This is a genomic window from Actinomyces sp. HMSC065F12, from assembly GCF_001814535.1.
Lineage (GTDB): Bacteria > Actinomycetota > Actinomycetes > Actinomycetales > Actinomycetaceae > Pauljensenia > Pauljensenia radingae_A.
Map to the genome: position 1 here is coordinate 248,716 of NZ_KV817030.1, position 24,368 is coordinate 273,083.

Annotated in this window: 21 protein-coding genes; 6 read left to right on the top strand and 15 right to left on the bottom strand. The window is 59.7% G+C overall.

All coding sequences use genetic code 11. The annotated features are described in order from the left end of the window. The first annotated feature begins 44 nt into the window (after window positions 1-44). The 6 genes from HMPREF2975_RS09660 (at window position 45) to HMPREF2975_RS09685 (ending at window position 8,628) form a co-directional block, all read left to right on the top strand. Complete coding sequence (locus HMPREF2975_RS09660) at window positions 45-1,436, top strand: MFS transporter (protein ID WP_083314513.1); 1,392 nt, start codon at window positions 45-47, stop codon at window positions 1,434-1,436. A gap of 228 nt (window positions 1,437-1,664) precedes the next feature. Continuing rightward, on the top strand, window positions 1,665-3,677 hold the full coding sequence (locus HMPREF2975_RS09665) for a DEAD/DEAH box helicase (RefSeq protein ID WP_083314514.1): 2,013 nt from the start codon (window positions 1,665-1,667) through the stop codon (window positions 3,675-3,677). 33 nt (window positions 3,678-3,710) lie between these two features. Beyond that, window positions 3,711-4,412 carry a queuosine precursor transporter gene (locus HMPREF2975_RS09670; protein WP_058236811.1) on the top strand — a complete coding sequence of 234 codons (702 nt, stop codon included), beginning with the start codon at window positions 3,711-3,713 and terminating at the stop codon, window positions 4,410-4,412. After that, entirely contained in the window at window positions 4,405-5,751 is a 1,347-nt protein-coding gene (tgt, locus tag HMPREF2975_RS09675) for a tRNA guanosine(34) transglycosylase Tgt (RefSeq protein ID WP_070727340.1), read from the top strand. The genes HMPREF2975_RS09670 and tgt overlap by 8 nt, the downstream gene beginning before the upstream one ends. 16 nt (window positions 5,752-5,767) lie before the next feature. Next, window positions 5,768-6,655 carry a KPN_02809 family neutral zinc metallopeptidase gene (locus HMPREF2975_RS09680; protein ID WP_058236813.1) on the top strand — a complete coding sequence of 296 codons (888 nt, stop codon included), beginning with the start codon at window positions 5,768-5,770 and terminating at the stop codon, window positions 6,653-6,655. Between the two features lie 74 nt (window positions 6,656-6,729). Then, on the top strand, window positions 6,730-8,628 hold the full coding sequence (locus HMPREF2975_RS09685; RefSeq protein ID WP_083314515.1) for an AMP-binding protein: 1,899 nt from the start codon (window positions 6,730-6,732) through the stop codon (window positions 8,626-8,628). 18 nt (window positions 8,629-8,646) lie between these two features. On the opposite strand, the gene HMPREF2975_RS09690 is transcribed toward HMPREF2975_RS09685, so the two are convergent. The 15 genes from HMPREF2975_RS09690 to HMPREF2975_RS09760 all read right to left on the bottom strand — a co-directional run bounded on the left by HMPREF2975_RS09690 (window position 8,647) and on the right by HMPREF2975_RS09760 (window position 24,169). Next, a complete protein-coding gene (locus HMPREF2975_RS09690; RefSeq protein ID WP_227469361.1) occupies window positions 8,647-9,090 on the bottom strand; it encodes a metal-sulfur cluster assembly factor in 444 nt (147 codons plus the stop codon). Continuing rightward, a complete protein-coding gene (sufU, locus tag HMPREF2975_RS09695; protein ID WP_070727343.1) occupies window positions 9,083-9,553 on the bottom strand; it encodes a Fe-S cluster assembly sulfur transfer protein SufU in 471 nt (156 codons plus the stop codon). Before sufU ends, HMPREF2975_RS09690 begins: the two co-directional genes overlap by 8 nt. Beyond that, the gene (locus tag HMPREF2975_RS09700) at window positions 9,553-10,833 is read right to left on the bottom strand and encodes an aminotransferase class V-fold PLP-dependent enzyme (RefSeq protein WP_070727345.1); all 1,281 of its coding nucleotides are present in this window, start codon (window positions 10,831-10,833) and stop codon (window positions 9,553-9,555) included. Before HMPREF2975_RS09700 ends, sufU begins: the two co-directional genes overlap by 1 nt. A 16-nt stretch (window positions 10,834-10,849) precedes the next feature. Next, the gene (gene sufC, locus HMPREF2975_RS09705; protein ID WP_070727349.1) at window positions 10,850-11,599 is read right to left on the bottom strand and encodes a Fe-S cluster assembly ATPase SufC; all 750 of its coding nucleotides are present in this window, start codon (window positions 11,597-11,599) and stop codon (window positions 10,850-10,852) included. Between the two features lie 32 nt (window positions 11,600-11,631). Continuing rightward, window positions 11,632-12,783, bottom strand: a complete 1,152-nt coding sequence (sufD, locus tag HMPREF2975_RS09710) for a Fe-S cluster assembly protein SufD (protein WP_070727351.1) — start codon at window positions 12,781-12,783, stop codon at window positions 11,632-11,634. A gap of 1 nt (window position 12,784) precedes the next feature. Further along, complete coding sequence (gene sufB, locus HMPREF2975_RS09715) at window positions 12,785-14,233, bottom strand: Fe-S cluster assembly protein SufB (RefSeq protein ID WP_070727353.1); 1,449 nt, start codon at window positions 14,231-14,233, stop codon at window positions 12,785-12,787. Window positions 14,234-14,303: 70 nt separating this feature from the next. Beyond that, window positions 14,304-14,999, bottom strand: coding sequence for a helix-turn-helix transcriptional regulator (locus HMPREF2975_RS09720; protein ID WP_070727355.1), 696 nt, complete (start codon window positions 14,997-14,999; stop codon window positions 14,304-14,306). Window positions 15,000-15,125: 126 nt separating this feature from the next. Then, complete coding sequence (locus HMPREF2975_RS09725) at window positions 15,126-15,755, bottom strand: NUDIX domain-containing protein (RefSeq protein ID WP_058236918.1); 630 nt, start codon at window positions 15,753-15,755, stop codon at window positions 15,126-15,128. Window positions 15,756-15,783: 28 nt separating this feature from the next. Then, window positions 15,784-16,788 (bottom strand): copper transporter, encoded by a 1,005-nt coding sequence (locus HMPREF2975_RS09730; RefSeq protein WP_070727358.1) that lies wholly within the window; start codon window positions 16,786-16,788, stop codon window positions 15,784-15,786. A gap of 11 nt (window positions 16,789-16,799) precedes the next feature. Next, window positions 16,800-17,960 (bottom strand): putative cytokinetic ring protein SteA, encoded by a 1,161-nt coding sequence (steA, locus tag HMPREF2975_RS09735; RefSeq protein ID WP_070727361.1) that lies wholly within the window; start codon window positions 17,958-17,960, stop codon window positions 16,800-16,802. A gap of 13 nt (window positions 17,961-17,973) precedes the next feature. Further along, entirely contained in the window at window positions 17,974-19,650 is a 1,677-nt protein-coding gene (gene recN, locus HMPREF2975_RS09740; RefSeq protein WP_058236822.1) for a DNA repair protein RecN, read from the bottom strand. Window positions 19,651-19,689: 39 nt separating this feature from the next. After that, window positions 19,690-20,529, bottom strand: coding sequence for an NAD kinase (locus HMPREF2975_RS09745; protein WP_058236919.1), 840 nt, complete (start codon window positions 20,527-20,529; stop codon window positions 19,690-19,692). Continuing rightward, entirely contained in the window at window positions 20,529-21,365 is an 837-nt protein-coding gene (locus HMPREF2975_RS09750) for a TlyA family RNA methyltransferase (protein WP_070727363.1), read from the bottom strand. Before HMPREF2975_RS09750 ends, HMPREF2975_RS09745 begins: the two co-directional genes overlap by 1 nt. Window position 21,366: 1 nt before the next feature. Continuing rightward, window positions 21,367-21,552 carry a hypothetical protein gene (locus tag HMPREF2975_RS09755; RefSeq protein ID WP_070727364.1) on the bottom strand — a complete coding sequence of 62 codons (186 nt, stop codon included), beginning with the start codon at window positions 21,550-21,552 and terminating at the stop codon, window positions 21,367-21,369. Continuing rightward, window positions 21,545-24,169, bottom strand: a complete 2,625-nt coding sequence (locus tag HMPREF2975_RS09760) for an HAD-IIA family hydrolase (protein ID WP_070727367.1) — start codon at window positions 24,167-24,169, stop codon at window positions 21,545-21,547. Before HMPREF2975_RS09760 ends, HMPREF2975_RS09755 begins: the two co-directional genes overlap by 8 nt. Window positions 24,170-24,368: the final 199 nt, after the last annotated feature.

Here is a 24,368-nt window from a genome sequence, read left to right on the forward strand (position 1 = left end):
AGGCAGCGCAGCAATCCAGAGTGACACAGGGTAGTCTACGGCTCATGGAGACCAACCGCGAAACGCCTGCTCAGATCACCAAGGGTGACGCCGTCGCGCGGTGGAGTCGCGATGAGAAAGTTCTGCTGGCTGGTTCCATCGTCTTGATCACCCTGGCAGCATTTGAAGCGCTGGCAGCTATGACGATCATGCCGAATGTTGTGGCTGATCTGGGATCGGATACGTGGTTCGCCGTCGCGTCCGGAGCGGCGATCGCCATGCAGCTTGCCTCCACCGTCATCGCCGGACCTCTGTGTGATGCGCGCGGCCCGCGCAAGGTGCTGCTGTGGGGTGCCGCACTGTTTGTGGTGGGGCTGGCGCTGTGCACATTCGCCGGGCATATCGCACTCTTCGTCATCGGACGCATGATTCAGGGCCTGGGCGGTGGCCTCGTCATGGTGCCGATCTATGTTTTCGTCGGCTCCATCGCGTCACCGCGACATCGGCCCACGTTTTTCGCCGCCTTTTCGATGGCGTGGGTGTTTCCCTCTCTGGTCGGTCCTGCGATTGCCGGATGGGTCACGGCCACGTGGGGCTGGCGATGGGTCTTCGGCGTAGTGCCGTTCATCGCTGCCGTCGGCCTGGCGGCAATGGTCCCCGTGCTGCGGCGTTTCCCTTCTCGTCAGGGGGCAGTCGAAGGTTCGATGCGTCATCTGGCCGCGTTGGCGGCCGGAGCGGGTGGCTCCGTTGTGCTGGTGCAATTTGCAGGAACGCTGAGTGGATGGGCGCTCGTTGCGGCGACTGTTCTCGGCCTGGCCGGCTGTGCCATGACATTGAAGCGCCTGGTTCCCGACGGCACGTTTACTCTTCGCCCCGGTATTGCCTCAATCATTGCCACTCGCGCACTGGTCATGGGCGGTCTGTCTGGCGCGGAGGTTTTCCTGCCGCTTGTTCTCCAGCGTGTGCACTTATGGAGTGCAAGTCATGCATCGCTCGCCGTGACGATTGGCTCAATCACGTGGGCGATAGGCTCAGCGATTCCCACGCGCGTCAACACTCAGGCAACGCGTGAAAGACTGCCGCTGGTGGGCGCGAGCCTCATGGTGGTCGGCGTTCTTCCCGTGTGTTTCCTGGTGTTGAAAGGGCTCCCGCCGGTTGTCGCCCTTGTGGGGTGGAGTATTACAGGTCTGGGGATCGGAATGGTGCACTCAACATTGTCTGATCTCACGCTCGGGTCAATTGATCCGTCTGAACACGGACGGGCCTCCTCGTGGCTCCAGATTGCTGACAATGCGGGCGGCGCCGTGGAACTGGCAATCGTTTCGGTCGTGTTGGCCGTCTGGATGCCGGCGTTTGAGGGCGGTATTCAGTATGTTCCAGCCCCCGTAATCGCGCTGGGCGTGTGCCTGCTGGCGGTGTTCGCCTCCTCCAGAATCCGCTCAAAACAGGCGCGGTGAGGCATTTCACCGCCGCTCACGCTAGGAAATGAGCGCGAAACGCAATAGTGTTAAAGCTCGTCAAGGCGCTTCCCACTGTGATAGTGATCGGCCAGGAGCCGATGTGTGTTGTTGGTGTAATGGGTCGCGCCCTGTAGCCCCAGGCGTTCCTGGTGGCATTTTTCGAAACCGCGAGCCCTGTGTTCACAACAGTAAGAGGAAACCGTGCCTTCACAAGATTCTGTCCCTATGTCCACATCCGATGCCCTCGGCCTCGATGACGTTCTGTTTCACGAGGACGACGTTGCACAGGATTCGGATGCTGACAGCGAGGCCCTCGCCGATGGAACTGACGACAATGACCATGCCGACGATGTCGATCAGGACGACATCGACCTCGAAGATGACGAGGATTACGATGGAAATGACGACGAGGATGACGACGCCGACGATCAGGTGAACTTCGCTGACCTCGGTCTGCCCGCTCCCCTGCTGGACACGGTCACAGCGATGGGATTCGAGACGCCCACGCCCATTCAGGCTGAGGCGATTCCCGCACTGCTTGAGGCGCGTGACGTGGTCGGCATCGCGCAGACCGGCACCGGTAAGACGGCGGCATTCGGACTGCCGATGCTGACGCTGATTGATCCGAAAGAAAAGGATGTCCAGGCGGTCGTTCTGGCTCCGACGCGCGAACTGGCGCTGCAGTCAGCCGATGCGATGGAAGAGTTTGCGGCGAGCTACCGCGGCATCAACATTGTCGCCGTCTATGGTGGCTCTGCATACGGCCCGCAGCTTCGCGCGCTGAAGGATGGCGCGCAGATCGTCGTGGGCACACCTGGCCGCATGATCGACCTGATCGAGAAGGGCGCGCTGGATCTGTCCTCGGTGCGTATGCTCGTCCTTGATGAAGCCGATGAAATGCTGCGCATGGGATTCGCCGAGGATGTGGAGACCATCGCCGCCACAGTTCCCACCCAACGCGTCACGGCACTCTTTTCGGCCACAATGCCGGCAGCGATTGAAAAAGTGGCGCAAACCCACTTGCATGATCCGTTGAAGATAGCGGTGTCGGAAGAGTCGTCGACCGTTGACACCATCCACCAGACCTACGCGGTTGTGCCGTTTAAACACAAGAACAATGCGCTGGCCCGCGTCTTGTCGACCCGCTCGGCCGACGCCGTCATCGTCTTTGTGCGCACGCGACTGGATGCTGAAGAGATTTCACTGGATCTGACGGCTCGAGGTTTCCGCGCGGCCGGAATTTCCGGCGATGTGGCACAGCAGGAACGTGAGCGCATGGTGGAGCGTCTGCGGTCCGGTTCTTTGGACGTTCTGGTTGCCACCGATGTGGCGGCCCGAGGCCTGGACGTGGAGCGGATCGGCCTGGTCGTCAATTTTGATGTGCCACGCGAACCTGAAGCCTACGTCCACCGTATCGGTCGCACCGGGCGCGCCGGCCGCGAAGGCGAATCACTGTCGTTCTTCACTCCTCGCGAGCACTACCGTCTGCGTCGTATCGAAAAACTGACGGGCACTGCGATGGAGGAAGTCCACATCCCCACGCCACAGGCTGTCAGCGAGTTCCGTTCGCGCCATTTCCTCGACATGTTGCCCACGCGTATTGAACGCGGGCAACTCGACATGTTCGAGCAGCTCATCCGCGAGTTCGCAGATGAGCACGCGTGCGATCCACTGATCATCGCCTCAGCAATGCTGGCGCGCACTGTCCATGACAATGGCACGCACGATCACAAGGACCGCCGCTCCGACGGCAAGATTCGCCGCGAGGAAGTCCTCGATGAGAACGGTGAGTTCCTGTCTGCGTCTTTTGAAAACGGGCGTGATTCGAAGCCGCTCAAGGGTGGGAAGAACGGTGCCCGCCGGCGCGCCGGCGGCAAGCCACAGCGTGCCCCGATGGGGACGCGCTACCGCATCGAAGTCGGCAAGAAAGATGGCGTCAAACCTGGATCCATTGTTGGAGCAATCACGGGCGAAGCTCATCTGAAAGGCTCTGATGTGGGCCGTATCGATATTTACCCGACATTCTCACTGGTGGACATCGGCCCGAGCCTGTCCGACGATCAGATGGAAAAACTCGGTAAAGCCCAGGTTGCCGGGCGTACGCTGCGTATCCGTGTTGATGGCGGGCCGCGTTCGCGTGCCACCGATGCAGGACATGTGCGTCGTCCCCGCAGCGGATCGGGTGATCATCACTCGGGACACCGTTTCGGTGCACGCGGCCAGCGCAGGCCTCGCTAAAGCGGGCCTTAGACCCAGGTACGGAAACACGTCATGAGTACTTCTTCACAACCACGCGTCCAGCGTCATCGATCCGTCTACGACATCGTCGCAATATGTTTTGTCGCATTCTTGCTGATCTCCAATATCGTGGCAACCAAAGTGATCGGGATCCATATTGGCCCGCTCATGCTGGTTTTCGATGGCGGCGCGGTCTTGTTCCCACTGACCTACATCCTGGGCGATCTACTCTCTGAGATTTATGGCTTTGCGCGGGCCAAGCGCGTCATTCTCACCGGTTTTGCAGTTTCCATCCTGGCCTCCCTGACCTTCCTGGTTGTCGGGGCTGCCCCTGTAGGCCCGGGGTATGAGAATCAGGATGCTTTCGTCGCCGTGCTCGGTTTCGTGCCACGCATCGTGGCTGCATCGGTGTGTGGCTATCTGGTCGGGCAGTTGCTGAACTCCTGGGTCCTGGTGCGCATGCGCCAGCGGTGGGGTGAGCGTAACCTGTGGGTTCGACTCATCGGTTCGACAATGGTGGGCGAGCTGGCTGACACGCTGATTTTCTGCACCATCGCCTTCGCCGGGATTATTCCCGGATGGGACTTCGTCAACTACGTGGTGGTCGGATACCTGTACAAGGTGGGAGTCGAGGTCATTTTCCTGCCCCTGACCTACGCAGTGATCGGTGCGGTGCGCCGCTGGGAACAGCCAGAGCGCAACGCCGCGCATGAACGTGAGGTAACGCATGACTGACGCGCCGCAGTGGATCGCGCTCCCGTCCCGCCCGCACCCAGAAATCACGCCCCAGCCCGGCCAAGCTGGCACAGTGAGCGAGGGAGGAGTCGGTTTCGAGGTCACATACCGTCACGACAGCGGTATGGGACTGTCCCGCACGGGTGTCATTACCACGCCTCACGGTCAGATCCACACCCCCGCATTTGTTCCAGTGGGCACGAAAGCCAACGTCAAGGCACTGGTTCCCGAGATGGTGGCGAATCTGGGCGGCCAGGCGGTCCTCGCGAACGCCTACCACCTGTACCTGCAGCCCGGATCCGACATCGTGGATCGTGCCGGCGGCTTCGGCGCATTCATGAATTGGCACGGCCCGACATTCACCGACTCGGGTGGTTTCCAGGTGCTCTCACTGGGCGCTGGCTTTAAGAAAGTGCTCACGCAGGAGTTTTCGGGAGTCTACAAGGAGGCTTCTGCCGCCGAGCAGGACTGGATGTTCCGCCAGGCCGTGAAATCTTCGCGCGCAGTGGTCGACAGTGACGGCGTGGTGTTCCAAAGCCACATTGACGGTTCCCATCACCGTTTTACTCCGGAAAAGTCGATGCAGATTCAGCATCAGCTGGGTGCAGACATCATGTTCGCATTTGACGAGTTGACCTCGCTGCTGCATCCGCGTTGGTATCAGGAGGAATCCCTGGAGCGTACGCATGAGTGGGCGCGGCGTTGCCTTGCTGAACATGAACGTTTGACCCACGAGCGCGCGGATCATCCTTACCAGCAGCTCTTCGGCGTTGTCCAGGGCGCACAGTATGAGGATCTGCGTCGCTGTGCTGCGCGCACCCTGGCGCAGATGGAAGTCGATGGCCGCACCTTTGACGGGTTCGGAGTGGGAGGCGCCCTCGAGAAAGAGAATCTGGGGCGCATTGTGTCGTGGGTATGCGAGGAGCTGCCCGACGATCGTCCTCGTCACCTGCTGGGAATTTCCGAACCGGATGACCTGTTTGCCGGAGTGGAAGCTGGGGCGGACACGTTCGACTGCGTGAATCCGTCGCGCGTAGCGCGAAATGCCGCGATCTACACCCCGGACGGGCGCTTTAACGTGACGAATGCGCGCTTTGCTGACGACTTCACTCCCCTGGTCGATGGATGCGGGTGCTACACGTGTCAGCACTACACCCGCGCCTACGTGCGTCACCTGTTCAAGGCCAGGGAGATCCTTGCGTCCACGTTGGCGACAATTCACAATGAGTGGTTCACTGTGCACCTGGTCGATGCGATCCGCGGAAGCATCCAGTCAGGTGACTTCGATGCTTTCCGTGATGAAATGCTCGGACGCTATCATCACGCTGACCAACGCTAGGGGCTACTCTTGCGATATGAGTTTTAACGAGGGGGTCCAGTCTAATTCTGGACGAGTGCGTACCAGCCGCGGCGGACGTGGCGTTGCCATCGGTGGTGGATCCGTTGCCGTACTGATCGGCCTGTTCCTGCTGTCACGTCTGACGGGAATCGACCTGACCGGCCTGGCCGGAGGGGCGCAGCCCAGCGTGGAAGAACAGTCCGGATCGTCTCTGGAACACTGCCAAACTGGTGCAGATGCCAATCAGTACGTCGAATGCCGCATGGTGACGACCGCTGATTCACTGGACGTAGTTTGGCAGACTCAGTTGCCCGAGCAGGCCGGAATGGACTACCAGCCGCCCAGCTTCCAGCTCTTCGAGCAGGCGGTGAACACAGCGTGTGGTACGGCCTCTTCACAGGTCGGTCCTTTCTACTGCCCCTCAGATGCGTCAGTGAACCTGGACCTGGGTTTCTTCCAGCAGATGGAATCGCAGCTCGGTGCTGCCAACGCACCTTTGGCTCAGGAGTATGTGGTCGCTCATGAATGGGGCCATCACATCCAGCATCTTCGCGGCATCTTTGCCGAACATCGCAGCCAGGAGACCGGTGAGCAAAGTGATGCAGTGCGTCTTGAACTGCAGGCAGACTGCTACGCCGGCGTGTGGATGCATTGGGCCTCACAGACCAAGGATCCCGAATCAGGCGAGGCATTCCTGAAAGAGCCGACTTCTGAGGAACTGGCGCAGGCATGGCAGACTGCCGAAGCCATTGGTGATGACCGTATTCAGGAGCAGGCGCAGGGCACGACCAATCCTGAAAGCTGGACACATGGGTCAGCTGAACAGCGACAACGCTGGCTTGAAACTGGCGTGCAAAACGGCTCGCTGGAGAAGTGCGATACATTCGCTGCACCGGAAGTGTGACGGCAAGCGCCTCGATTGGGAGGCAGTGTTGGCGGTGCGATAGCATCGAACCGTATCGGTGAGGAGATTGCGCTATGAGTATCGTCGAGCAGGCACACGCCCACTATGAGCCGGGATGTCCGTATGAAATTCCGATCCCGGACACGCCACTGTTCGAACTGCTCAATACGACTGCCCGACTGTACCCGTCGCATGTGGCGTTGGATTACATGGGTGCGACCACGACCTATCGGGAAGTCCTCGCTCAGGTGCTGCGTGCCGCCCAGGTGCTGGTGGATGCTGGCGTGCGAAAGGGCGACGTGGTCGCCATCGCACTGCCGAACTGCCCGCAGGCTTTTGTTGCGTTCTATGCCTGCATGAGGATCGGAGCCGTAGCGGCTGAGCATAATCCGCTCGCACCCGCCCACGAAATTGAAGGCCAGCTCAAGCGTCACCACGCCAAGGTCGCCATTGTGTGGGAAAAATGCGTCGGCTCCTACCCCACTGACGGGTCGATTGACATCGAGAAGGTTTTCACCGTCAATATCGCAGCCGGCCTTCCCACCATTCAGCGCCTCGCACTGAAGTTGCCGGTCGCCAAGGCGAAGCAGATGCATGACAAGATGCGTGGTGAGGTTCCTGATTCGACGCGTTCCTGGGATCATGCAGTGGCCGCTGCTCACAGTATTCGTCGCGATTATCCGCATCCAACTGGCTCAGATCGAGCCGTTATCTTGCACACGGGCGGCACCAACGGTATTCCGAAGTCGGTTCCGCTCACTCACACCAACATCGGCGCCAACGTCAATCAGAACCTGTTCTGGGTGTGGAAGCTGCACGAAGGAGCGGAAACGTTTTTCTCCCTGCTTCCCTACTTCCACGCATTCGGGTTGACGTTCTTCCTGTGTGCTTCCGTCAGGAAGGCGGCGACGCAGGTACTGATGCCGACTTTCGATGCGGCAATGGCTGTTGCTGCGCATCGTCGTCGTGCCGTCACCTTCTTTGTCGGTGTTCCCGCGATGTTTGAGAGGATCCTGAAGGAAGCACAAAAGACGCATACGCCGCTCGACAGCATCCGGTATTCGGTCTCCGGAGCGATGCCGTTGTCCACCGCATTCGCCGACGAATGGGAAGAATATACCGGCGGCATTATCCTGGAGGGCTATGGCTTGTCTGAGACCTCTCCTGTCATCTGCGGATCACCTCTGGGACCAGGCAGGCGACACGGAACTCTAGGCATCCCCTTCGCTTCCACCGAGCTGCGCCTGGTCGACCTTGAGGATCCCACGCGTGATGTCGACGATGGCGAGCCAGGCGAGATCATCGTGCGCGGTCCGCAAGTCTTTGAAGGCTACCTGGATGCTCCCGATGAAACCGCAAAAGTCTTCACACAGGACGGCTGGCTTCGCACAGGCGATATCGGTGTCAACGATGACGGCTTCATCACGCTCGCGGACCGCCGCAAGGAACTCATTTTGTCCGGCGGCTTCAACGTGTATCCCTCGCAGGTCGAGGACGCGATTCGTTCCATGCCGGGGGTGAAGGACGTGGCCGTTGTCGGTCTGCCGAAGGGCGATGAGACCGAGGAAGTGACCGCTGCGCTGATCATGGACGAGGGCGCTCCCCTGATTTCGCTGGATCAGGTCCGCGAATGGGCAGAGCGGTCGATTTCGCACTACGCATTGCCGCGCCAGATCGCGTTCATCTCCACCATGCCGCGTAATCAGCTGGGCAAGGTCATGCGGCGCAAAGTCCGTGAGCAGTTGCTGAATCCGGCAGCAAAGTTGTGGGATTCCACGTCGAAAGCGGTTGAGGACGCCGTCACCCCGGTAGTGAAAGGTGTCAGCGAAGCTGCCACAACGCTCTCCCGCGGAGTATCCGATGCAACCGAGGCAGCGATCCGGTCCTATCAGGAAGAGCAGATCCGCCACGACGCTGCCAAGCGCGCCGCAGATGGACAAACGGATACGGGCAAGAAATCCTCACGCGACTGAGCACAAAACTGCCGATGCTCAGACGTTGAATCCCAGGGCACGGAGTTGATCACGCCCATCAGGGGTAATGCGTTCTGGCCCCCAAGCGGGCATCCACACCCAGTTGACCATCACCAGATCCGTGAACGTCTGCAGCACCATCTGCGCCTGCTGTTCGATCACGTCGGTCAGTGGGCATGCAGCAGATGTCAGCGTCATATCCAGCTGGATACTGTCATCTTCACTGACCGTGATGCCGTAGAGCAGGCCCAGGTCAACGATGTTGATTCCCAGCTCGGGGTCGATGACGTCCTTGAGTGCTTCTTCCACGTCTGCGGCGGGAACTGTGCCGTTTTCCACGTAGTCAACGCCGGTGGGCAGTTGTTGCTGTGGTGCGGGGGCAAAGCGCTGTTCGACAGGTTCCGTCTGAGCCATCGGGTTTGCTGACTGCGCACCTTCGGGCGCATAAGGCGTGTCACTCATGGTCGTCTCCTGCTATGTCGATACCAACTTGTGCCAGCGCGTCACGAAGGGCGTACCATCCCAGCAGTGCGCACTTGATTCTGTTCGGGAACTGGCTGGTTCCTTCAAAGGCCACGGCATCCCCCAGCGCGTCCAGGACTGCATCGTCCACACCCTGACCGCGCGAATGCATCATGGTTTCCATATCGGCGTACAGGTCGCGCACCGTGTCAGTCGGTTGGCCTTCGACCATGTCGGAGAGCATCGACAGGCTGGCCTGCGAAATGGAGCAGCCATCCCCGTCCCACACCAGGTGTTCAATTTTTCCGGCATCGTCGACTCTGATGCCCAGGGTCACCTCGTCACCGCATGTGGGGTTGACCTGGTGTGAGGATGCCTGGATGTTGTCCACCGTGCCGCTGCCTCGGCGTTCGCGCGAGTGATCCAGGATCACTTGCTGATACATCTGTTCAAGACTGCTCATTATGCTCCTGTGAAAAATCCTGCTGTTGCGCTCACTGCGTCGATCAGCTGATCGATCTCGGCGCGTGTCGTGGTCACTGTTGCCGTCGCCCGTGTCGATGCACGCTCGCCGAAAAACTGGTGCAACGGGATGGCGCAGTGGTGTCCTACTCGCACCGCAACGTCACGTGAGTCAAGGAACTGGCCCACATCATGTGGGTGGACTCCGTCCATCGTCCAGGCGACGACTGCCAGACGGTCGTGCGTGGATGTCGGTCCCAGGATCTTCACGCCTTCGATGTCGGACAATCCTTCCAGCATCAGTGTGGCCAGTTCCTCTTCGCGCCTGGCAATGGCATCCATTCCAATGGTGGATATGTACTCCAGTGCGCGTGCCCACCCGACCGCCTGTGCCACTGGTTGCGATCCGGCTTCGAAGCAGTCAGGTGCAGGCAGGAACTCAGTGGAATCCATCGTGACAGATGCGACCGTTGAGCCGCCCGTCAGCACTGGTGGCATCGCTTCAAGCAGGTCGCGACGTGACCACAATGCACCAATTCCAGTCGGCCCACACATCTTGTGTGATGACAGAGCAATGAAGTCTGCGCCCAGTGTTGTCACGTCAATTGGAAGGTGCGCAGATGACTGGCATGTATCCAGAACCACCAGTGCGCCGACGTTATGGGCTGCCTGGATGATCGGCTCAATCGGAGTGATCGCTCCGGTCACGTTGGATGCGTGTGTGACGGCGACGACCTTCGTGTTCGGCGTGATGACGTCCAGTGTATCGAGGTCGATTCGTCCCTCGGGATCCAGATCGAGCCACTTGAGCTCGGCTCCGCTGCGCTGGCAGGCCAGCTGCCACGGCACCAGGTTCGAGTGGTGTTCGGCGCGTGAGATCACGACCCGGTCCCCTGCCTGCAGGCTGAAGCGGACATCGTGGCCTGTCGAGTCACCAGCTGACCCGTTCGTCATCGCGTAGGCGACGATGTTGAGTGCTTCAGTGGCGTTCTTCGTCCACACCACTTCGTCCGGCCGCGCTTTGATGAAGCGTGCGACGGTGGCGCGCGCGTCCTCGTACAGTTGCGTTGAGTCATCTGACAGCACGTGGGTACCGCGATGCACGGCACCGTTGTGGTGCCGGTAAAAGTCAGTAACCGCGTCTATGACGCACGAGGGTTTTTGAGATGTGGCTGACGCGTCAAAGTAGGCGATGGGGCCACCCGCCCTACCGCGCCGCGTCAGGTACGGGAAGTCCTGACGAATCTCATCGACGGTGAACGCGCCGATCGTCTCACTCACAATCTGCTCCTACTGCTTACTGAAGGTATGAGTCGTACCCTGTTTCTTCCAGTTGTTCAGCCAGTTCCGGGCCGCCTTGAGCGGCAACGTGACCGTCAACAAACACGTGGACATGGCTGGGTTGAATGTAACGCAGGATTCGCGTGTAGTGCGTGATCAGCATGATCCCGCAGTTCGTGGACTCGTGGACCCGGTTGACACCCTCGGAGACGATCCTCAGCGCATCCACGTCAAGGCCGGAGTCAGTCTCGTCAAGAATGGCGAACGAGGGGCGCAGCATCTCCATCTGCAAAATCTCGAGGCGCTTCTTTTCACCACCGGAGAAGCCCACGTTGACGTCACGCTCAGCGAAAGCCGGTTCGATGCGCAATTTCTCCATCGCGGCGTTCATGTCCTTGACCCAGGTCCGGATACTCGGCGCCTTCCCGTCGATCGCGGTCTTGGCGGAGCGCAGGAAGTTCGACACTGACACGCCCGCCACTGCCACGGGGTACTGCATCGCCAGGAACAGGCCGCTGCGGGCGCGCTCATCAACGGTCATGTCCACAATGTTGTGACCATCGAGGTAGGCGGCGCCTTCGGTCACCTCGTAGGCTGGATGACCGGCCAGCGCGTAGGCGAGTGTGGATTTGCCTGATCCGTTCGGTCCCATGATGGCGTGGATCTCGCCAGATTCGATGGTGAGGTCGACACCTTTGAGGATCTGTTTCGTGCCCTCAGGTGTTTCTACGTTGACGTGAAGGTTCTGAATTTCCAAAGTCGACATGTCGCGTTCTTTCTCTTACATTCGAGGGCGGCTCAGCGTCCCGTAACTTCAAGTTCTCTTTCAACCGATTCCATCAGATGCTTTTCAATGGCCGGAACACCGATCTGGTCAATCAGTTCCGCGAAGAATCCTCGCACCACGAGGCGACGGGCATCTTCCTCGGTGATTCCGCGGCTCATCAGGTAGAACAATTGTTCATCGTCAAAGCGTCCTGTCGCTGATGCATGTCCTGCTCCGGCGATCTCACCGTTTTCAATCTCAAGGTTGGGAACTGAATCAGCATGAGCGCCTTCGGTCAAAATGAGGTTACGGTTCAGCTCATAGGTGTCTGTTCCGTCAGCAGGTTCCTGGATGAGGCAGTCACCAATCCACACCGAGTGCGCATCCTTACCCTGCAGGGCGCCTTTATACGTCACGCGTGAGTAGCAGTTGGGTGCTGAGTGGTCCACGAACACACGGTGTTCCAGGTGTTGTCCTCCGTCCACGAAGTACACGCCCAGCATAGTCAGTTCAGCGCCCGGCCCTTCAAAGTCGGTATCGGCGCACAGGCGAACCGTATCGCCACCCAGTGTGACCACGATGTGACGCACTTTCGCGTTCTTGCCAATGCGGATGCGGTGGTTCGACGCGTGTACAACACTGTCGTCCCATTCCTGCAGGGACACGAACGTTAACGAGGCGTTCTCACCGGTAGTGATCTCAATGCCCTGGTTGATTCGCGCGTCGGCGCTGTCCGTGTGGTTGAGGATCACTGTGGATTCGCTGTGTGCGCCAGCGTCGACGACCAGGTGCTGGCTGCGTTGGTCAGAGGCCGTATCCACCGTAATAAGAATTGGATCATCGATGCGTTGTCCGGCTGGAACGGACACGACCTGAGCATCATGGAACGTATTCCATTCAACTACCGCGGTCCTGTCACCAGGAGCCAGCACGGTGCCCACGCGTGAATCGTCTCGCGAGACGGTTTCAACGCAGACGCCTTCGGGAGCTTCCACAGTCAGCGGAGCGTCCTCGGTATCGTAGTTGGCCGGGTCGAACAACATCGAGATGCGGCGCATCGGGGTGAATCGCCAGTCTTCTTCCTTGCCTTTGGGCACGGGAATATCCTCGAGGTTGAACGACGTCGGCCGATCTGCGCGCGATGGGTGTGGGCTGACGTGATCTTCGCGATGGTCTTGAGCCAACTCAGCCCACCGATCCTTCCATTTGTAGTTCGATGAGGCGGTTCAGTTCGAGTGCGTACTCCATGGGGAGTTCCTTCGCAATAGGCTCGACGAATCCGCGCACAATCATGGCCATAGCGTCGTTTTCATCCAAGCCGCGACTCATCAGGTAGAACAGCTGATCTTCTGACACTTTCGAAACGGTGGCCTCGTGCCCCATTTCCACGTCGTCGGTGCGCACATCCACATACGGGTATGTGTCGGTGCGGGAGATCTTATCGACCAGCAGCGCGTCGCACAGAACATTCGACTTGGAGTGGCGCGCACGCGCATTGACCTGCACGAGGCCTCGATACGAGGTGCGCCCACCCCCTCGTGACACTGATTTGGAGACAATGGACGAGGACGTGTGCGGCGCCATGTGCACCATCTTCGCACCCGTGTCCTGGTTCTGGCCGGGGCCGGCAAAACCGATTGACAGTGTTTCGCCTCGGGCGTGGTCACCCATGAGGAAGCACGCGGGGTACTTCATCGTGATCGCGGAGCCCATGTTGCCATCGATCCACTCCATCGTTCCACCCTCGTCAACGATGGCACGCTGAGTCACCAGGTTGAGCACGTTGGTCGACCAGTTCTGGATGGTCGTGTATCGCACGCGGGCATCCTTGCGCACGAAGATTTCCACGACTGCGGCGTGCAGCGAGTTGGAGTCGTAAATCGGGGCCGTGCAGCCCTCGACGTAGTGAACGTAGGAACCTTCGTCCGCTACGATCAGCGTGCGCTCAAACTGGCCCATCGCTTCGGTGTTGATGCGGAAGTAGGCCTGCAGAGGGATCTCAACGTGGACGCCCGGTGGCACGTACACGAATGAGCCACCCGACCATGCTGCCGTGTTGAGTGCTGCGAACTTGTTGTCACCTGAAGGTACCGAGTGCCCGAAGTATTCCTTGAAGATCTCGGGGTATTCACGCAGGCCGGTGTCGGTGTCCATGAAGACGACGCCTTGCTTCTCCAGATCAGACTGAATCTGCTGGTAAACAACTTCAGATTCGTACTGCGCGGCCACGCCTGCGACCAGACGCTGTTTTTCCGCTTCGGGAATGCCCAGGCGGTCATAGGTCTGACGAATGTCTTCGGGCAGGTCGTTCCAGTCTTTAACCTGACGGTCGGTGGGACGCACGTAGTACTTGAAGTCACCGAAGTCGATGTCGGACAGGTCGGGACCCCATGCCGGCATGGGTTTGCGCTCGAAGATCTCCAGAGCTTTCAGTCGGCGCTCCAACATCCATTCGGGTTCATTCTTTTCGGCCGAAATGTGGCGCACCACCTGCTCGTTGATGCCTTTGGGAACATCATGTGAGTAGTCGTCCTTGTCGTGCCATCCGAATTCGTATGCACCGATGGATTCGATAATCGCTTCATCACTTCTGCGCTTATCCTCAGATGAAACGATTGGCGGTGACTGGCTCATATTGTCCTTTCCTCAGTGACTTGACTGGCGTCAAGATCGTGACTTTGCCGCTGTGTCAAAAGCACTCACGCTATCGCCTGAGAGCCGCCAACGCAGAGCGCCGGATTGTGGGGGCACCCACGGGAATATGCGTGGTGCATACGTGCTCCCCTCCGGCCAAGGTGGCCAAACGTTGAACATGCACGTCCAGCAGACGCGCAAAGGCTTGGGTTTCCGCTTCGCACAATTGTGGGAAGTCATCGGCTACCTGCTGGATCGGGCAGTGACCCTGACATAGCTGGATTGCGAAGGTGCCATCGCCAATGTCGCGCACTGTCGCTGCGTAACCGTCCTGGGTGAGCGCGTCAGCCAGAGCCTGTGCGCGCACTTTCGGGTCGTTCCCTGCTTCACGCACGATCGGCGCGTATCGACGTTCGATTTCGCGTGAGCGGGCAGCGGCAAATGAGTCAATGGCCGGGCCACCTCCGACCTGTCCCAGGTAGCCCAGAGCCTTGACAGCCAACTCGGAGTATCCCTCTGGGAGCCTGTCGTGTGCTCGCTCGGTTGCCACGTAGTGACGCGCTGGTCGCCCTCGTCCACGCTTTTCAGTCGAGTAGTCCTGATACTGAACGATTTCTCCAGCGTCCTGCAAAATGGTGATGTGCCGTCTGACCGCCGCCGTGGTCAGATCCAGGATCTTCGCGATGACCGTAGCGGTCACGGGACCTTTTTCGACGATTAGGTCGAGCACCTGCTCGCGGGTGCCGATTTCAGTCGGCTCTCCCATGACTGTCCTCCTTATCGCCGTCAGTAACTACCCCACCAGTGTACGGCTTTTAGCAACACGATGCTTTCTAAATTACGGCGATTGAGATCACTTGCACGCTATAAGGAGGATTCGAGTCTGGAGCAGTCAGTTCTGACGCGCAGAACGCATCCACGGCGCGTCGCTGGCACGCAGGGTCTGCCACCCGTGGGCGCGCGCAGCGAAGGTGGCGAGGATTCCCACGCAGGCTGAAGGGTTATGCAGATTTCCCGCAGCAACGAGGCGAACAGCTTCATCCAGGTTGACCCAGCGGGTCACCATCGCCGCTTCCTCATCCTCACGCTCGAAGGTGGTGCCAGTCGGAGAAACATCGCGGGCAAGGAAGATCCGCAGAGATTCTTCGGATCCTCCAGGTGAGGTGAAGTAATCGACGAGGACATCCCAGCGCTCGGCCTTCTGATCCGTTTCTTCAGCAAGTTCGCGTTTGGCCGCTGTCAGGGGGTCTTCACCCTCGATATCGAGAAGGCCGGCCGGTATCTCCCACAGGTGCGCGCCTACTGGATGGCGGTACTGGTATTCCAGCAGTACTTCCTCATTACCGTCCTCACCGCGCAATGCGACGATGCCGACTGCGCCTGGATGCGACAGGTACTGGCGAATCACTGAGTGAGAGTCGTCAAGGATAACCTCGTCTTCAGCCATGTCAAAGACTTTGCCGCGCCATACGATGTCGTGACTGGCGACGGGTGCGCTTCCGCTGCGATCAGCGATGGGCATCTGTTCATCTTCGTGTGCCGTCACGGTGTTACTCTCCTCCGCTTTGTGACTGGGCTCCGTCTGCCGGTTCGTTGTGTGGCGCGGGTGGAGCCGCTTGCCGGCCTGAGAGCTGAAGATCTGGGAACACGCTGGTGGCGCTGTCCTCGCCGCCCAGTGCGCGTGGCTGAGCCTGGGCGCTCGGAAGTGCGAGAACTGTTGCCAGCGTGGCGATCGCTGTTCCTACGGAATCAACGGTGGTGATTGGAGCGTTCTGTGCACGCAGCTGGGCAATCATCGCGTCCGCATCACCGGCATCACCCACGATCACGCCGGGATTGGGCGCACTTGCCAATGCGCGAGCCATTCCGACCCATGCGCTCGAAGAGGCCGGGCCTCCTGTGCCGCTCTGGGCGTCCTGCGCGGTTGCCATTCCAGCCTTCATCGTGCGTGGCCCGACCAGAATCAGGGTGTCAGCCTGACCGCCCTCGGATTCATCGAAGGTGACAATGGGACGCGAATCATCGGTCAGGATGTCACGGAGCAGATCCTGGTTGGCGCCAGAGGAGGTCATAATAGTCACGATGGCCTGCCCGATCACTCCGTCACTGGTCAGATCTGCCGGAACGTCACCGGCGAGGTTGGTCTCAACTGGCGTGGCCAGCGTATTGCGATACTCGGTCATGGACTGAGAATCCCAGTTGTCTGTCAGTGTTGCGACGCTGACAACTGTTGCACCGGCTTTGCTCAGCATAGTCTTGAGTTGCTCGATATCAGCAGGATCGGTGGCCGCCATTTTCAGCAGACCAATATTGCGTCCTTCGAGGGTTCCCGGCACAATCTCGTCGCCCATTTGCGCAACGGCTGCTTCTGACAGCTTGAGGCTGTGTTCGGCTTCTTCGAGTTGTTCCTGAGCGGTTCGCTGCGCCTGTGCGCGCGATGAGCTCAGTGCGTCATCGAGCCGTACCTGCAGGGGGCCGGCACCGAGGATCACGCCCACGCACAGCGCGATGAAGATCGCGATGATGGAGACTAGGTGATAGCGAAAATTAACCATGATGACCTCTTTTAACTGCTCCCTGCGCTGAAGGGCCACCAGCTTGCGACCCAATGGGCTACGACTTCCATAGCACCCTGCCCCCACGGTGTGGACCACAGTGCCGCACCGGCCAGCAGGACGGCGACGATAATGAATACGATCAGCCAGAACGCTGAAATGCGTGGACGGTAGGTTTCGCGAATGGCACGCGATGAGATAAGCGCGTCGCCTGCCTTGAGACGCGTGAAGAAGGTTGACGCCATTCCGGCGCGTCCGCGATCGAGGAAATCCTGGAGTGTCAGGTGAATACCGATCGTGGCGATCACGGAGGCACGTTGCGTGGCAGCCAGAATGATCGCTGCATCCTCACTGGTCCCAGATGCGGTCATTACTTCGTAGGAGCGTCCCTGTCGGTTGAGGCGTTCGCGTCCTGGAGCGGTGCCGTCACGGTTCTCCCGCACCACTAGTTCAGCCCCGCATCCCAACGCCTTTTCTGAGACCGCATCCATGTCGGCCACGATGATGTGGGGCTTCATGCGTTCGCGAAGCAGCAGGTCCGCTCCCCCGTCAACGCCGACCAGGATGGGGTTGGTATCGCGAATCCAGCGACGCAGCCCTTTGAGTTCCTTGACAGAATCTTCAGCCTTATTCACCAGGAGAACCGGGCGACCCTGCATCTTGGTGCGCAGGGTCGGAATACCTTTTTCGTGGTAGAGCAGGTCAGATTCGCGCTCAAAATAGTCATCTGTGAATTCATCGAACGCTTCGATCTGAGTGCTCAGACCCAGGCGTGCTTCCTCGCGTGCGCGCAGGTCGTCCTCGTCAGTCATCACGTGGCCGGATGCGATCAGTCGACCATCTTGCGTCACCTCTGTGCCGCTGATCGTGATGGTGTCTCCCTCACGCAGGGTCATAATGTCAGAACCCAGGTCATCGAGCAACAAAATGCCTGCTTTGAGGACGAGGGCTGGACCGAGGTTCGGGTAGCGGCCGGTAGAGGACGCTGACGCGTTCAAAATTGCTGTGGGTTGTGCGTCAATGAGCAGTCGGGCGGTGGCCCGGTCCAGGTCAGGCCTGTCGATAACCGCAATTTCACCGGCTTCGAGGCGCCGGGCGAGCCGCACGGGATTCTCGTCGATGCGAATCCGTGCCCTCACATCCGCATCGCTGGGAGCCTGCGATGGTGGCATACCTGTCTCATTGTCACTCACAGGGCGATTGTGGCACGGTTGCGGCCAGAATCAATTCTTTCGCGTGACGGCGTGCCGTTTCTGAGGTGGTCGGCGAGCCGGTCATTCGCACGATCTCGTCGATGCGTTCTTCCCCGTCAACGCATGTCACACGCGCAGTTCCACCCTCTTTGTGCACTACCAGGTGGGTGTCTCCATAGGCTGCCACCTGAGCCAGGTGGGTGACCACGATCACCTGGTGTACGCGTGCCAGCCGTGCCAGTCGCGCGCCCACCTCTGTGGCTGTGCGCCCACCGATTCCGGCGTCAACCTCGTCAAAGACGAAGGTGCGGGGCGTCGCACGATGCGAGAGCGCCACTTCCAGTGCCAGCATGACGCGTGAAAGCTCGCCACCTGATGCTCCGCGAGACACTGGCCGGGCGGGCGCGTCAGGATGAGGCTGCAGCATGAATGTGATGTCTTCACACCCCGTGGAGTTGGGTTTACGGTGCATCAGTTCGACGTTCAGGTGTGCCCCTTTCATCGCCAGTGCTGCCAGCTCGGCATCGACGTGCTCGCTGAGTTCGTCTGCGAGGTGCCGGCGGGAGGTGCTCAGGCGCTCCCCTAGTTCCAGTACGCGCTGCTGAGCCTGCGCAAGTTCAGCGGCGAGGGAGTCTTCGTTGACATCCGGATCTGTCAGTTCTTCAAGTTCAGCGCGCGCCTGAGCTTCCCATTCAAGCAGCTGAGTGGCATCTGCGGCCCGCCCCTGCAGCAGGCGATTCAGGTCGGCGCGCCGTTGGTGCAACGCGTTAAGACGCTCCGGGTCGGCGTTCAGTGTGGACAGGTAGGCCTCGGCATCATCTGCCAGCGAGTCGGCATCAAGACGCAGAGTGTGGGCACGCTGGGCGAACGAATCGAGCGTGGAATCAAAACGCGAGGCATCTGCGAATGCAGCCTGGACGCGGTGCAGCAGATCGATCAGGTGGGTCTCGTCAGATTCACCGCGCAGACATGCGTAGGCCAGAGCCACCTGGGCGCGCAGATCCTCAACGTTGGTCAGTCTTTCAGTCTGAGTGCGCAGATCGTCGTCTTCACCCGGATACGGGTCCAGCTGGCGGATCTGGTCAGTGATGCGGGTCAGTTCCTCAATGCGTGTCGCACGTTCGTCGGCGTGCGAGCGCGCCATGTCCAGGCGTTTTTTCGCATTGACTGCTGCTTTCCAGGCTTGCGCGTAGTCGCGGAGAAGCTCCTGGTGCTGATCGTCGCCTGTCTCATCGAGAGTGGCGCGCTGGACGGATGTCTGACGTAGACGCATCTGGTCGGCCTGGCCGTGAATCGTGACGAGACTATCGCCAATATCAGCAAGAATGGATACCGGGATGGGGCGTCCTGCAAGGTGGGCGCGTGATCGACCCTTGGTACTAACCGTTCTGGACACGATGAGCTCACCGTCTTCGACGCTGGCTCCAAGCTCCTGGGCGCGTGCGGCAACCATGTCATCGACTTCGAAAATGCCGTCTACTTCGGCCTGCTCACACCCCTGACGCACGGTCTGAGAATCGGCCCGAGTGCCGAGCAAAAGTGACAGTGAGGTCAACACCATCGTCTTACCGGCTCCGGTTTCACCGGTGACGACAGTCAGGCCAGGTGAAAATTGCACGTCGGCTTCGTCAATGACGCCCAGGGACTTTATGCGGAGCGCATCGATCACGTTGGCCTCCTCTCGCCTCTCCAGCTCTCACGTGACAGATTAACGCTCGGATGGGCGTTTCCTCCAACCATCCACAGGCAGCTGGAATCGTTTGACCAGTCGCGTAGAAAATGGAGTGTCATCGAGGCGCAGCAGGTGGACGGGGCGACATCCTCGTGTGGCAGTGATGGTTGTTCCGCTGGGGACGGTGCGCTGACGCAGACCGTCGCACCACACTTCTGGCGCACTCCACGCATCTTCGAGGATATTGACGCTGAGCACTGACGAAGGGCTGACAACAAGTGGCCGCGTGAACAGGCCATGCGCGGCCAGCGGAGCCATGATGATTGCCTCCGTGTCGGGCCATACCACTGGCCCGCCAGCAGAGAACGAATATGCAGTTGAGCCGGTGGGTGTGGAGAAGATGATGCCGTCCGCCCCGTAGGTGGATACAGCCTGTCCGTCCACTCCGAATCCCAAGTGGACCGGGTGCGCCACGTCCGTGTGCATGACGACTGCTTCGTTCAGCGCCCAGTCGTGCCATTCGGTGCCATCGGGGAAGTGCGCATGGATGTCGAGCGTCATGCGCGTGTCCATGGTGTAACGCCCATCTGCAATCATGTCAACAACTGACAGGATGCCGTCCGCAGACACTTCCGCAAGGAAGCCCATGTGCCCCATGTTGATGCCGAGCAACGGTGCGTCGAATTTCCGGGCGTATTCTGCTGCGGCAAGAATCGTGCCGTCGCCTCCTGTGGCCAGCACCAGGTCGATATCGCCGGTGCAGTCTCCTTCAGGCACCACGTCAATGTCGCGTACCGAAAGTTCACGTGCTGCTGCCTGGGCGGCTGCCTGTGCTTCTGGGCGGTTGATGTGGCGCACCAGCATGACGCGCTGAATCACGAATGTTTCCTTCCCTTCACTGCCGGCCCTTCCTGTACTGCTCTGACAATCCGATTGTGCAGGTTTTGCTCCAAGATCGCATCCGGATGACCTGAGCGCATCGCCAGGAAATACTCGACATTACCGGCAGGACCCGGCAACGGTGAAGCCTGAACGGCGTAGATATCCAACCCATTGCTACGCGCACATTGCGCGACTTTTTCCACCGTTTCCACGTGCTGATCGGGGTCACGCACCACGCCTCCGTGGCCGAGCCTGTCTTTGCCGATCTCAAATTGAGGCTTGACCATCAGCAGGTAGTCCGCGTCGGGTGTTGCCACGGAAATCAGCGGCGGGATCACCAGTGTCAGTGAAATGAACGATAAGTCGGACACCACCAGGTCAACGGGTGGCGTGATATCAGCGGGCGTGAGCGTGCGAATATTGGTGCGATCACGCACCTCGACGCGAGGGTCCGACTGCAGCTTCCAGGCAAGCTGCCCATATCCCACGTCAACAGCGATCACCTGCTGTGCGCCTCGCCGCAACAGGACGTCAGTAAACCCGCCCGTCGATGCTCCCGCATCCAGACACCGTCGCCCCTGTATGCGCGGTGCTGATTTTCCGAGGGCGTCCAGCGCGCCGGCAAGTTTGTAGGCACCGCGTGAAGCGTAGTCGACGGCGTCCCCCTCGGTAATGACGATTGCCTGTGCAGGATCCATTTGTCGAGCCGGCTTGAGCACCACCTGCCCGTCGAGTTTGACGCGCCCGTCGTGGATAAGTTCCTGAGCGTGGGTGCGTGAGCGTGCCAAATGGCGGCGCACCAGTTCGGAGTCGATTCTCCTGAGTTTCATCTCAGCGGCTCACGTGCTCGAGGGCAGCACGAAGCTGCGCATCGAATCCTGCCAGCGTGCGTACCTGAATCTGTGCGCTTGCCTCGTTCAATCCGTCGAGTTCGACTTCTGCGTTGGGAATTGTGACCGCGTCCTCACGATCATGCGGATCATGAGGGCGCGGTGTCACGGGGTCGTTCTCACTCACTGGCACTGTCCTGCGACACGTCCTGCACGCTGTCCGCTGCGGCAGCGTCATCCTCGCTTTCAGCGGTCTTCACGCCGGTCTCGTCATCTGCGCCCTCGCGCAGCAGAGCTTCGAGTTCTTCTTCATCAGGAAGGAACGCCGGGATCGGATTGTCTGTGCTGAGGGCTTCCTCTTCGACTTCGGAATCCGGGCGCGTATCTTCAGCCAATTCCGCGTCAATGGCGTCTGAGACCTCGGGATTTTCCGCTTCGTCTTCCGGTTCGTCCTGAGGTTCAGGCGGGGTCACAATCCCTGCCGGATCGTCGTTGGGCACAACCGTCAATTCCGGGCACCGCACGGGCTCATCTGATTCGACAGCCCACGCTGCGGCTGCCAGCGCACGATACGAATCCAGGGTGACCGTGGTCGGTTCAGTCAACTCGATACCGTCCAGGCGCAGCGTGCCCCACTTGGTCACCGATGCTACCTGGGAGTACCCACAGGTCCACGTGTTGTCCTTGTGATGTTTGGGATGAGGATGAGCCTCGTTCAACCCTCGCATGTCAAGGGCGAGGTAGGTGGGTCGCTGACCCTTTCGTGCCCGAATCACATCTGCTGCCTGATGGACACCGGTAAGCACGTGAAGGGCAGGGTAGCCAGCTGAGACAGCGCCGGCAATATCGGTTTCGAGTCGGTCTCCCACGCTCAGTGGATTGTGTGCTTCGACCAGGTTCGCACCGCGTTGGTAGATTCCGGGCGTCGGCTTACCTGCCGCGGTTGCACGCTGTTTGGTGGCATGTTCTACGGCGGTCACCAGAGAGCCGTTTCCGAGGGCAAAGCCTTCTTCTGTCGGCAGTGTGGAGTCCATATTGGAGGCAAAGAATCGGGCGCCGGCCTGAATCGCGTAGGCAGCCTGCGACATCTGTTCCCAGCCGACAGTTCGGTCCAGTCCCATGACGACTGCATCTGGCTGGTCACTTGCACGTTCAACGAGGGTGAATCCAGCTTTTTCGAGAGCTTCGCGCAGTCCGGGACCACCAACCATAAAGACCTTGGCGCCGTCATCGAGCTCGTCGCTCATAATAGCCGCCACGTCCATCGCGGATGTCATGATCATGGATTCGTCCGCTTCGAATCCCATCGAATTCAGCTTTTCAGCGACTGCCTGAGGCGGACGTGAGGCATTATTGGTCACGAACACCGTCTTGATGCCGTTCTCACGCGCGGCGACGACGGACGGGGCCGCATGCTCAATGGGGTCTGACCCCATCCATGCCACGCCGTCCAGGTCAAGCAACGCTGTGTCAAAGAGACTGGACAGTGGTTCGTCGGTTCCGTGCAACGTGCTGCCACGCTTGGTGACATCCGCATCAGCAATCATTTCGATGTCCACGATGTCGGGATCTTCGATTTCTGGCGGCATCGATTCTTCGACTTGAGTGGCTTCTTCGTCGCGCCCCAGTTCGCGCAGACGATCGGCTTTGACGCTCATTAGGCGGCGCACATATTCGGTGTCGGCATCTTCAGGCAAGGCTGCCAGCGCATCCTCGACCAGCACCAGGCCGACTTCGTTTTGTCCTAGATCCGCACGCGCACCAGACGAAACGAGGACGAGTTCGACCTGTTCACCCAGGTCAAGAGCGGCGGTGTCGGTCTTGTCAATAATGTCAACTGCTCGTTCTGGATGGCCCAGTCCGCGTTCACAGTCCGCTTCCACGGCGCGCAGAGACTGGTCTCCACGCATGCGTCGCACGGCTCGCACCTCACGCAATGCTTCTTCATAGCGTCCCGATGCGTAGGCAGTCAATGCGGCTGCTTCGCGTACTGTATCGACACGACCGGCTCGCTTGGCTGCGGCGCGGGCATGCTCGTAGGCCTGCTCGGGATCCAGATCAATGAGTTGACCGGCCATGACGAGGTGGCGTGCCACGATGTCATGGTTAGCTCCCGATAGCGTCTTGAGTGAACGCAGGGCTTCAGAGTCGAGTTCACTGGCTGATACGCCGGCTGGAATTGTCGGCTCATCACCATGAGGTGACACGTATTCTTCGGTGCTCGCGTAGTTGGCATCGCCGCGCTGATTGTTTCCTCGGTCGTGACGTGAACGGGAGCGATCATCGCGCCTGCGGTCTCCACGATCGTTTCGGTCGAAACGGCTGCCACGTTCGGAGTGGTCATGACGGTCATTCCGATCGCCTCGGTCTGACCAATTCCTGCCTTTACCGTCACCTCGTCTGTTGAAGCGCTTTCTGCCATCGCGGTCGAAACGGTCAGAACGTCCGCCGCGACGATCGTCACGTTCTCTCAAGCCGCGCCCCTCGCCATGACGGTCGCGGTCACTGTCTGAGCGGTTGAAGCTGCCGCGCTTGAAATCACGGTCATTGTCGCGCTGCTGCCATTGTCCGCTTCCGCGTCGTGACTCACCGTCGCGTCGGAAACCACCGTCACGCTGAAAACCACCGTCTCGCCGTGATTCGCCGTCATCGAAGCGACGATTGCGTGAGTGGTAGCCATCGGAAGAGCGCCGGCCTCCCTGCTCATCTCGACGGCCGAAGCCTCGGCGGTCTGAAGAGCCCCTCCATGAACGCTCGCCTCGTGAGCGGAAGTCGTTCGATCGATCGTGTCGTTCGTCTGCCATGAATGGTCTCCCCTATTCGTCTGTGTCCCGCCCTATCTACGGAGCTGCTTCACACGTTAATACTGCTGTTAATGCTACCTGATAAGCGCTGACATACCTGTCAGCTCATGAATATCGTGCGCAGATACACGTCTGAGGCGAGCAGTTGCCCGTGCACTACTATGTTGGTTGACTGGGTATCCGGTCGGTCAGCCCCGCT

Excerpts from the sequence above, each read along its gene's own strand:
- HMPREF2975_RS09665 (WP_083314514.1), top strand. The coding sequence starts at position 1,665 with ATGTCCACATCCGATGCCCTCGGCCTCGATGACGTTCTGTTTCACGAG.
- steA (WP_070727361.1), bottom strand. The coding sequence starts at position 17,960 with ATGCCACCATCGCAGGCTCCCAGCGATGCGGATGTGAGGGCACGGATT.
- HMPREF2975_RS09680 (WP_058236813.1), top strand. The coding sequence starts at position 5,768 with ATGAGTTTTAACGAGGGGGTCCAGTCTAATTCTGGACGAGTGCGTACC.
- sufU (WP_070727343.1), bottom strand. The coding sequence starts at position 9,553 with ATGAGCAGTCTTGAACAGATGTATCAGCAAGTGATCCTGGATCACTCG.
- HMPREF2975_RS09660 (WP_083314513.1), top strand. The coding sequence starts at position 45 with ATGGAGACCAACCGCGAAACGCCTGCTCAGATCACCAAGGGTGACGCC.
- HMPREF2975_RS09760 (WP_070727367.1), bottom strand. The coding sequence starts at position 24,169 with ATGGCAGACGAACGACACGATCGATCGAACGACTTCCGCTCACGAGGC.
- HMPREF2975_RS09730 (WP_070727358.1), bottom strand. The coding sequence starts at position 16,788 with ATGGTTAATTTTCGCTATCACCTAGTCTCCATCATCGCGATCTTCATC.
- HMPREF2975_RS09690 (WP_227469361.1), bottom strand. The coding sequence starts at position 9,090 with ATGAGTGACACGCCTTATGCGCCCGAAGGTGCGCAGTCAGCAAACCCG.
- tgt (WP_070727340.1), top strand. The coding sequence starts at position 4,405 with ATGACTGACGCGCCGCAGTGGATCGCGCTCCCGTCCCGCCCGCACCCA.
- sufB (WP_070727353.1), bottom strand. The coding sequence starts at position 14,233 with ATGAGCCAGTCACCGCCAATCGTTTCATCTGAGGATAAGCGCAGAAGT.
- sufC (WP_070727349.1), bottom strand. The coding sequence starts at position 11,599 with ATGTCGACTTTGGAAATTCAGAACCTTCACGTCAACGTAGAAACACCT.
- HMPREF2975_RS09725 (WP_058236918.1), bottom strand. The coding sequence starts at position 15,755 with ATGCCCATCGCTGATCGCAGCGGAAGCGCACCCGTCGCCAGTCACGAC.
- HMPREF2975_RS09685 (WP_083314515.1), top strand. The coding sequence starts at position 6,730 with ATGAGTATCGTCGAGCAGGCACACGCCCACTATGAGCCGGGATGTCCG.
- HMPREF2975_RS09720 (WP_070727355.1), bottom strand. The coding sequence starts at position 14,999 with ATGGGAGAGCCGACTGAAATCGGCACCCGCGAGCAGGTGCTCGACCTA.
- HMPREF2975_RS09750 (WP_070727363.1), bottom strand. The coding sequence starts at position 21,365 with ATGAAACTCAGGAGAATCGACTCCGAACTGGTGCGCCGCCATTTGGCA.
- HMPREF2975_RS09670 (WP_058236811.1), top strand. The coding sequence starts at position 3,711 with ATGAGTACTTCTTCACAACCACGCGTCCAGCGTCATCGATCCGTCTAC.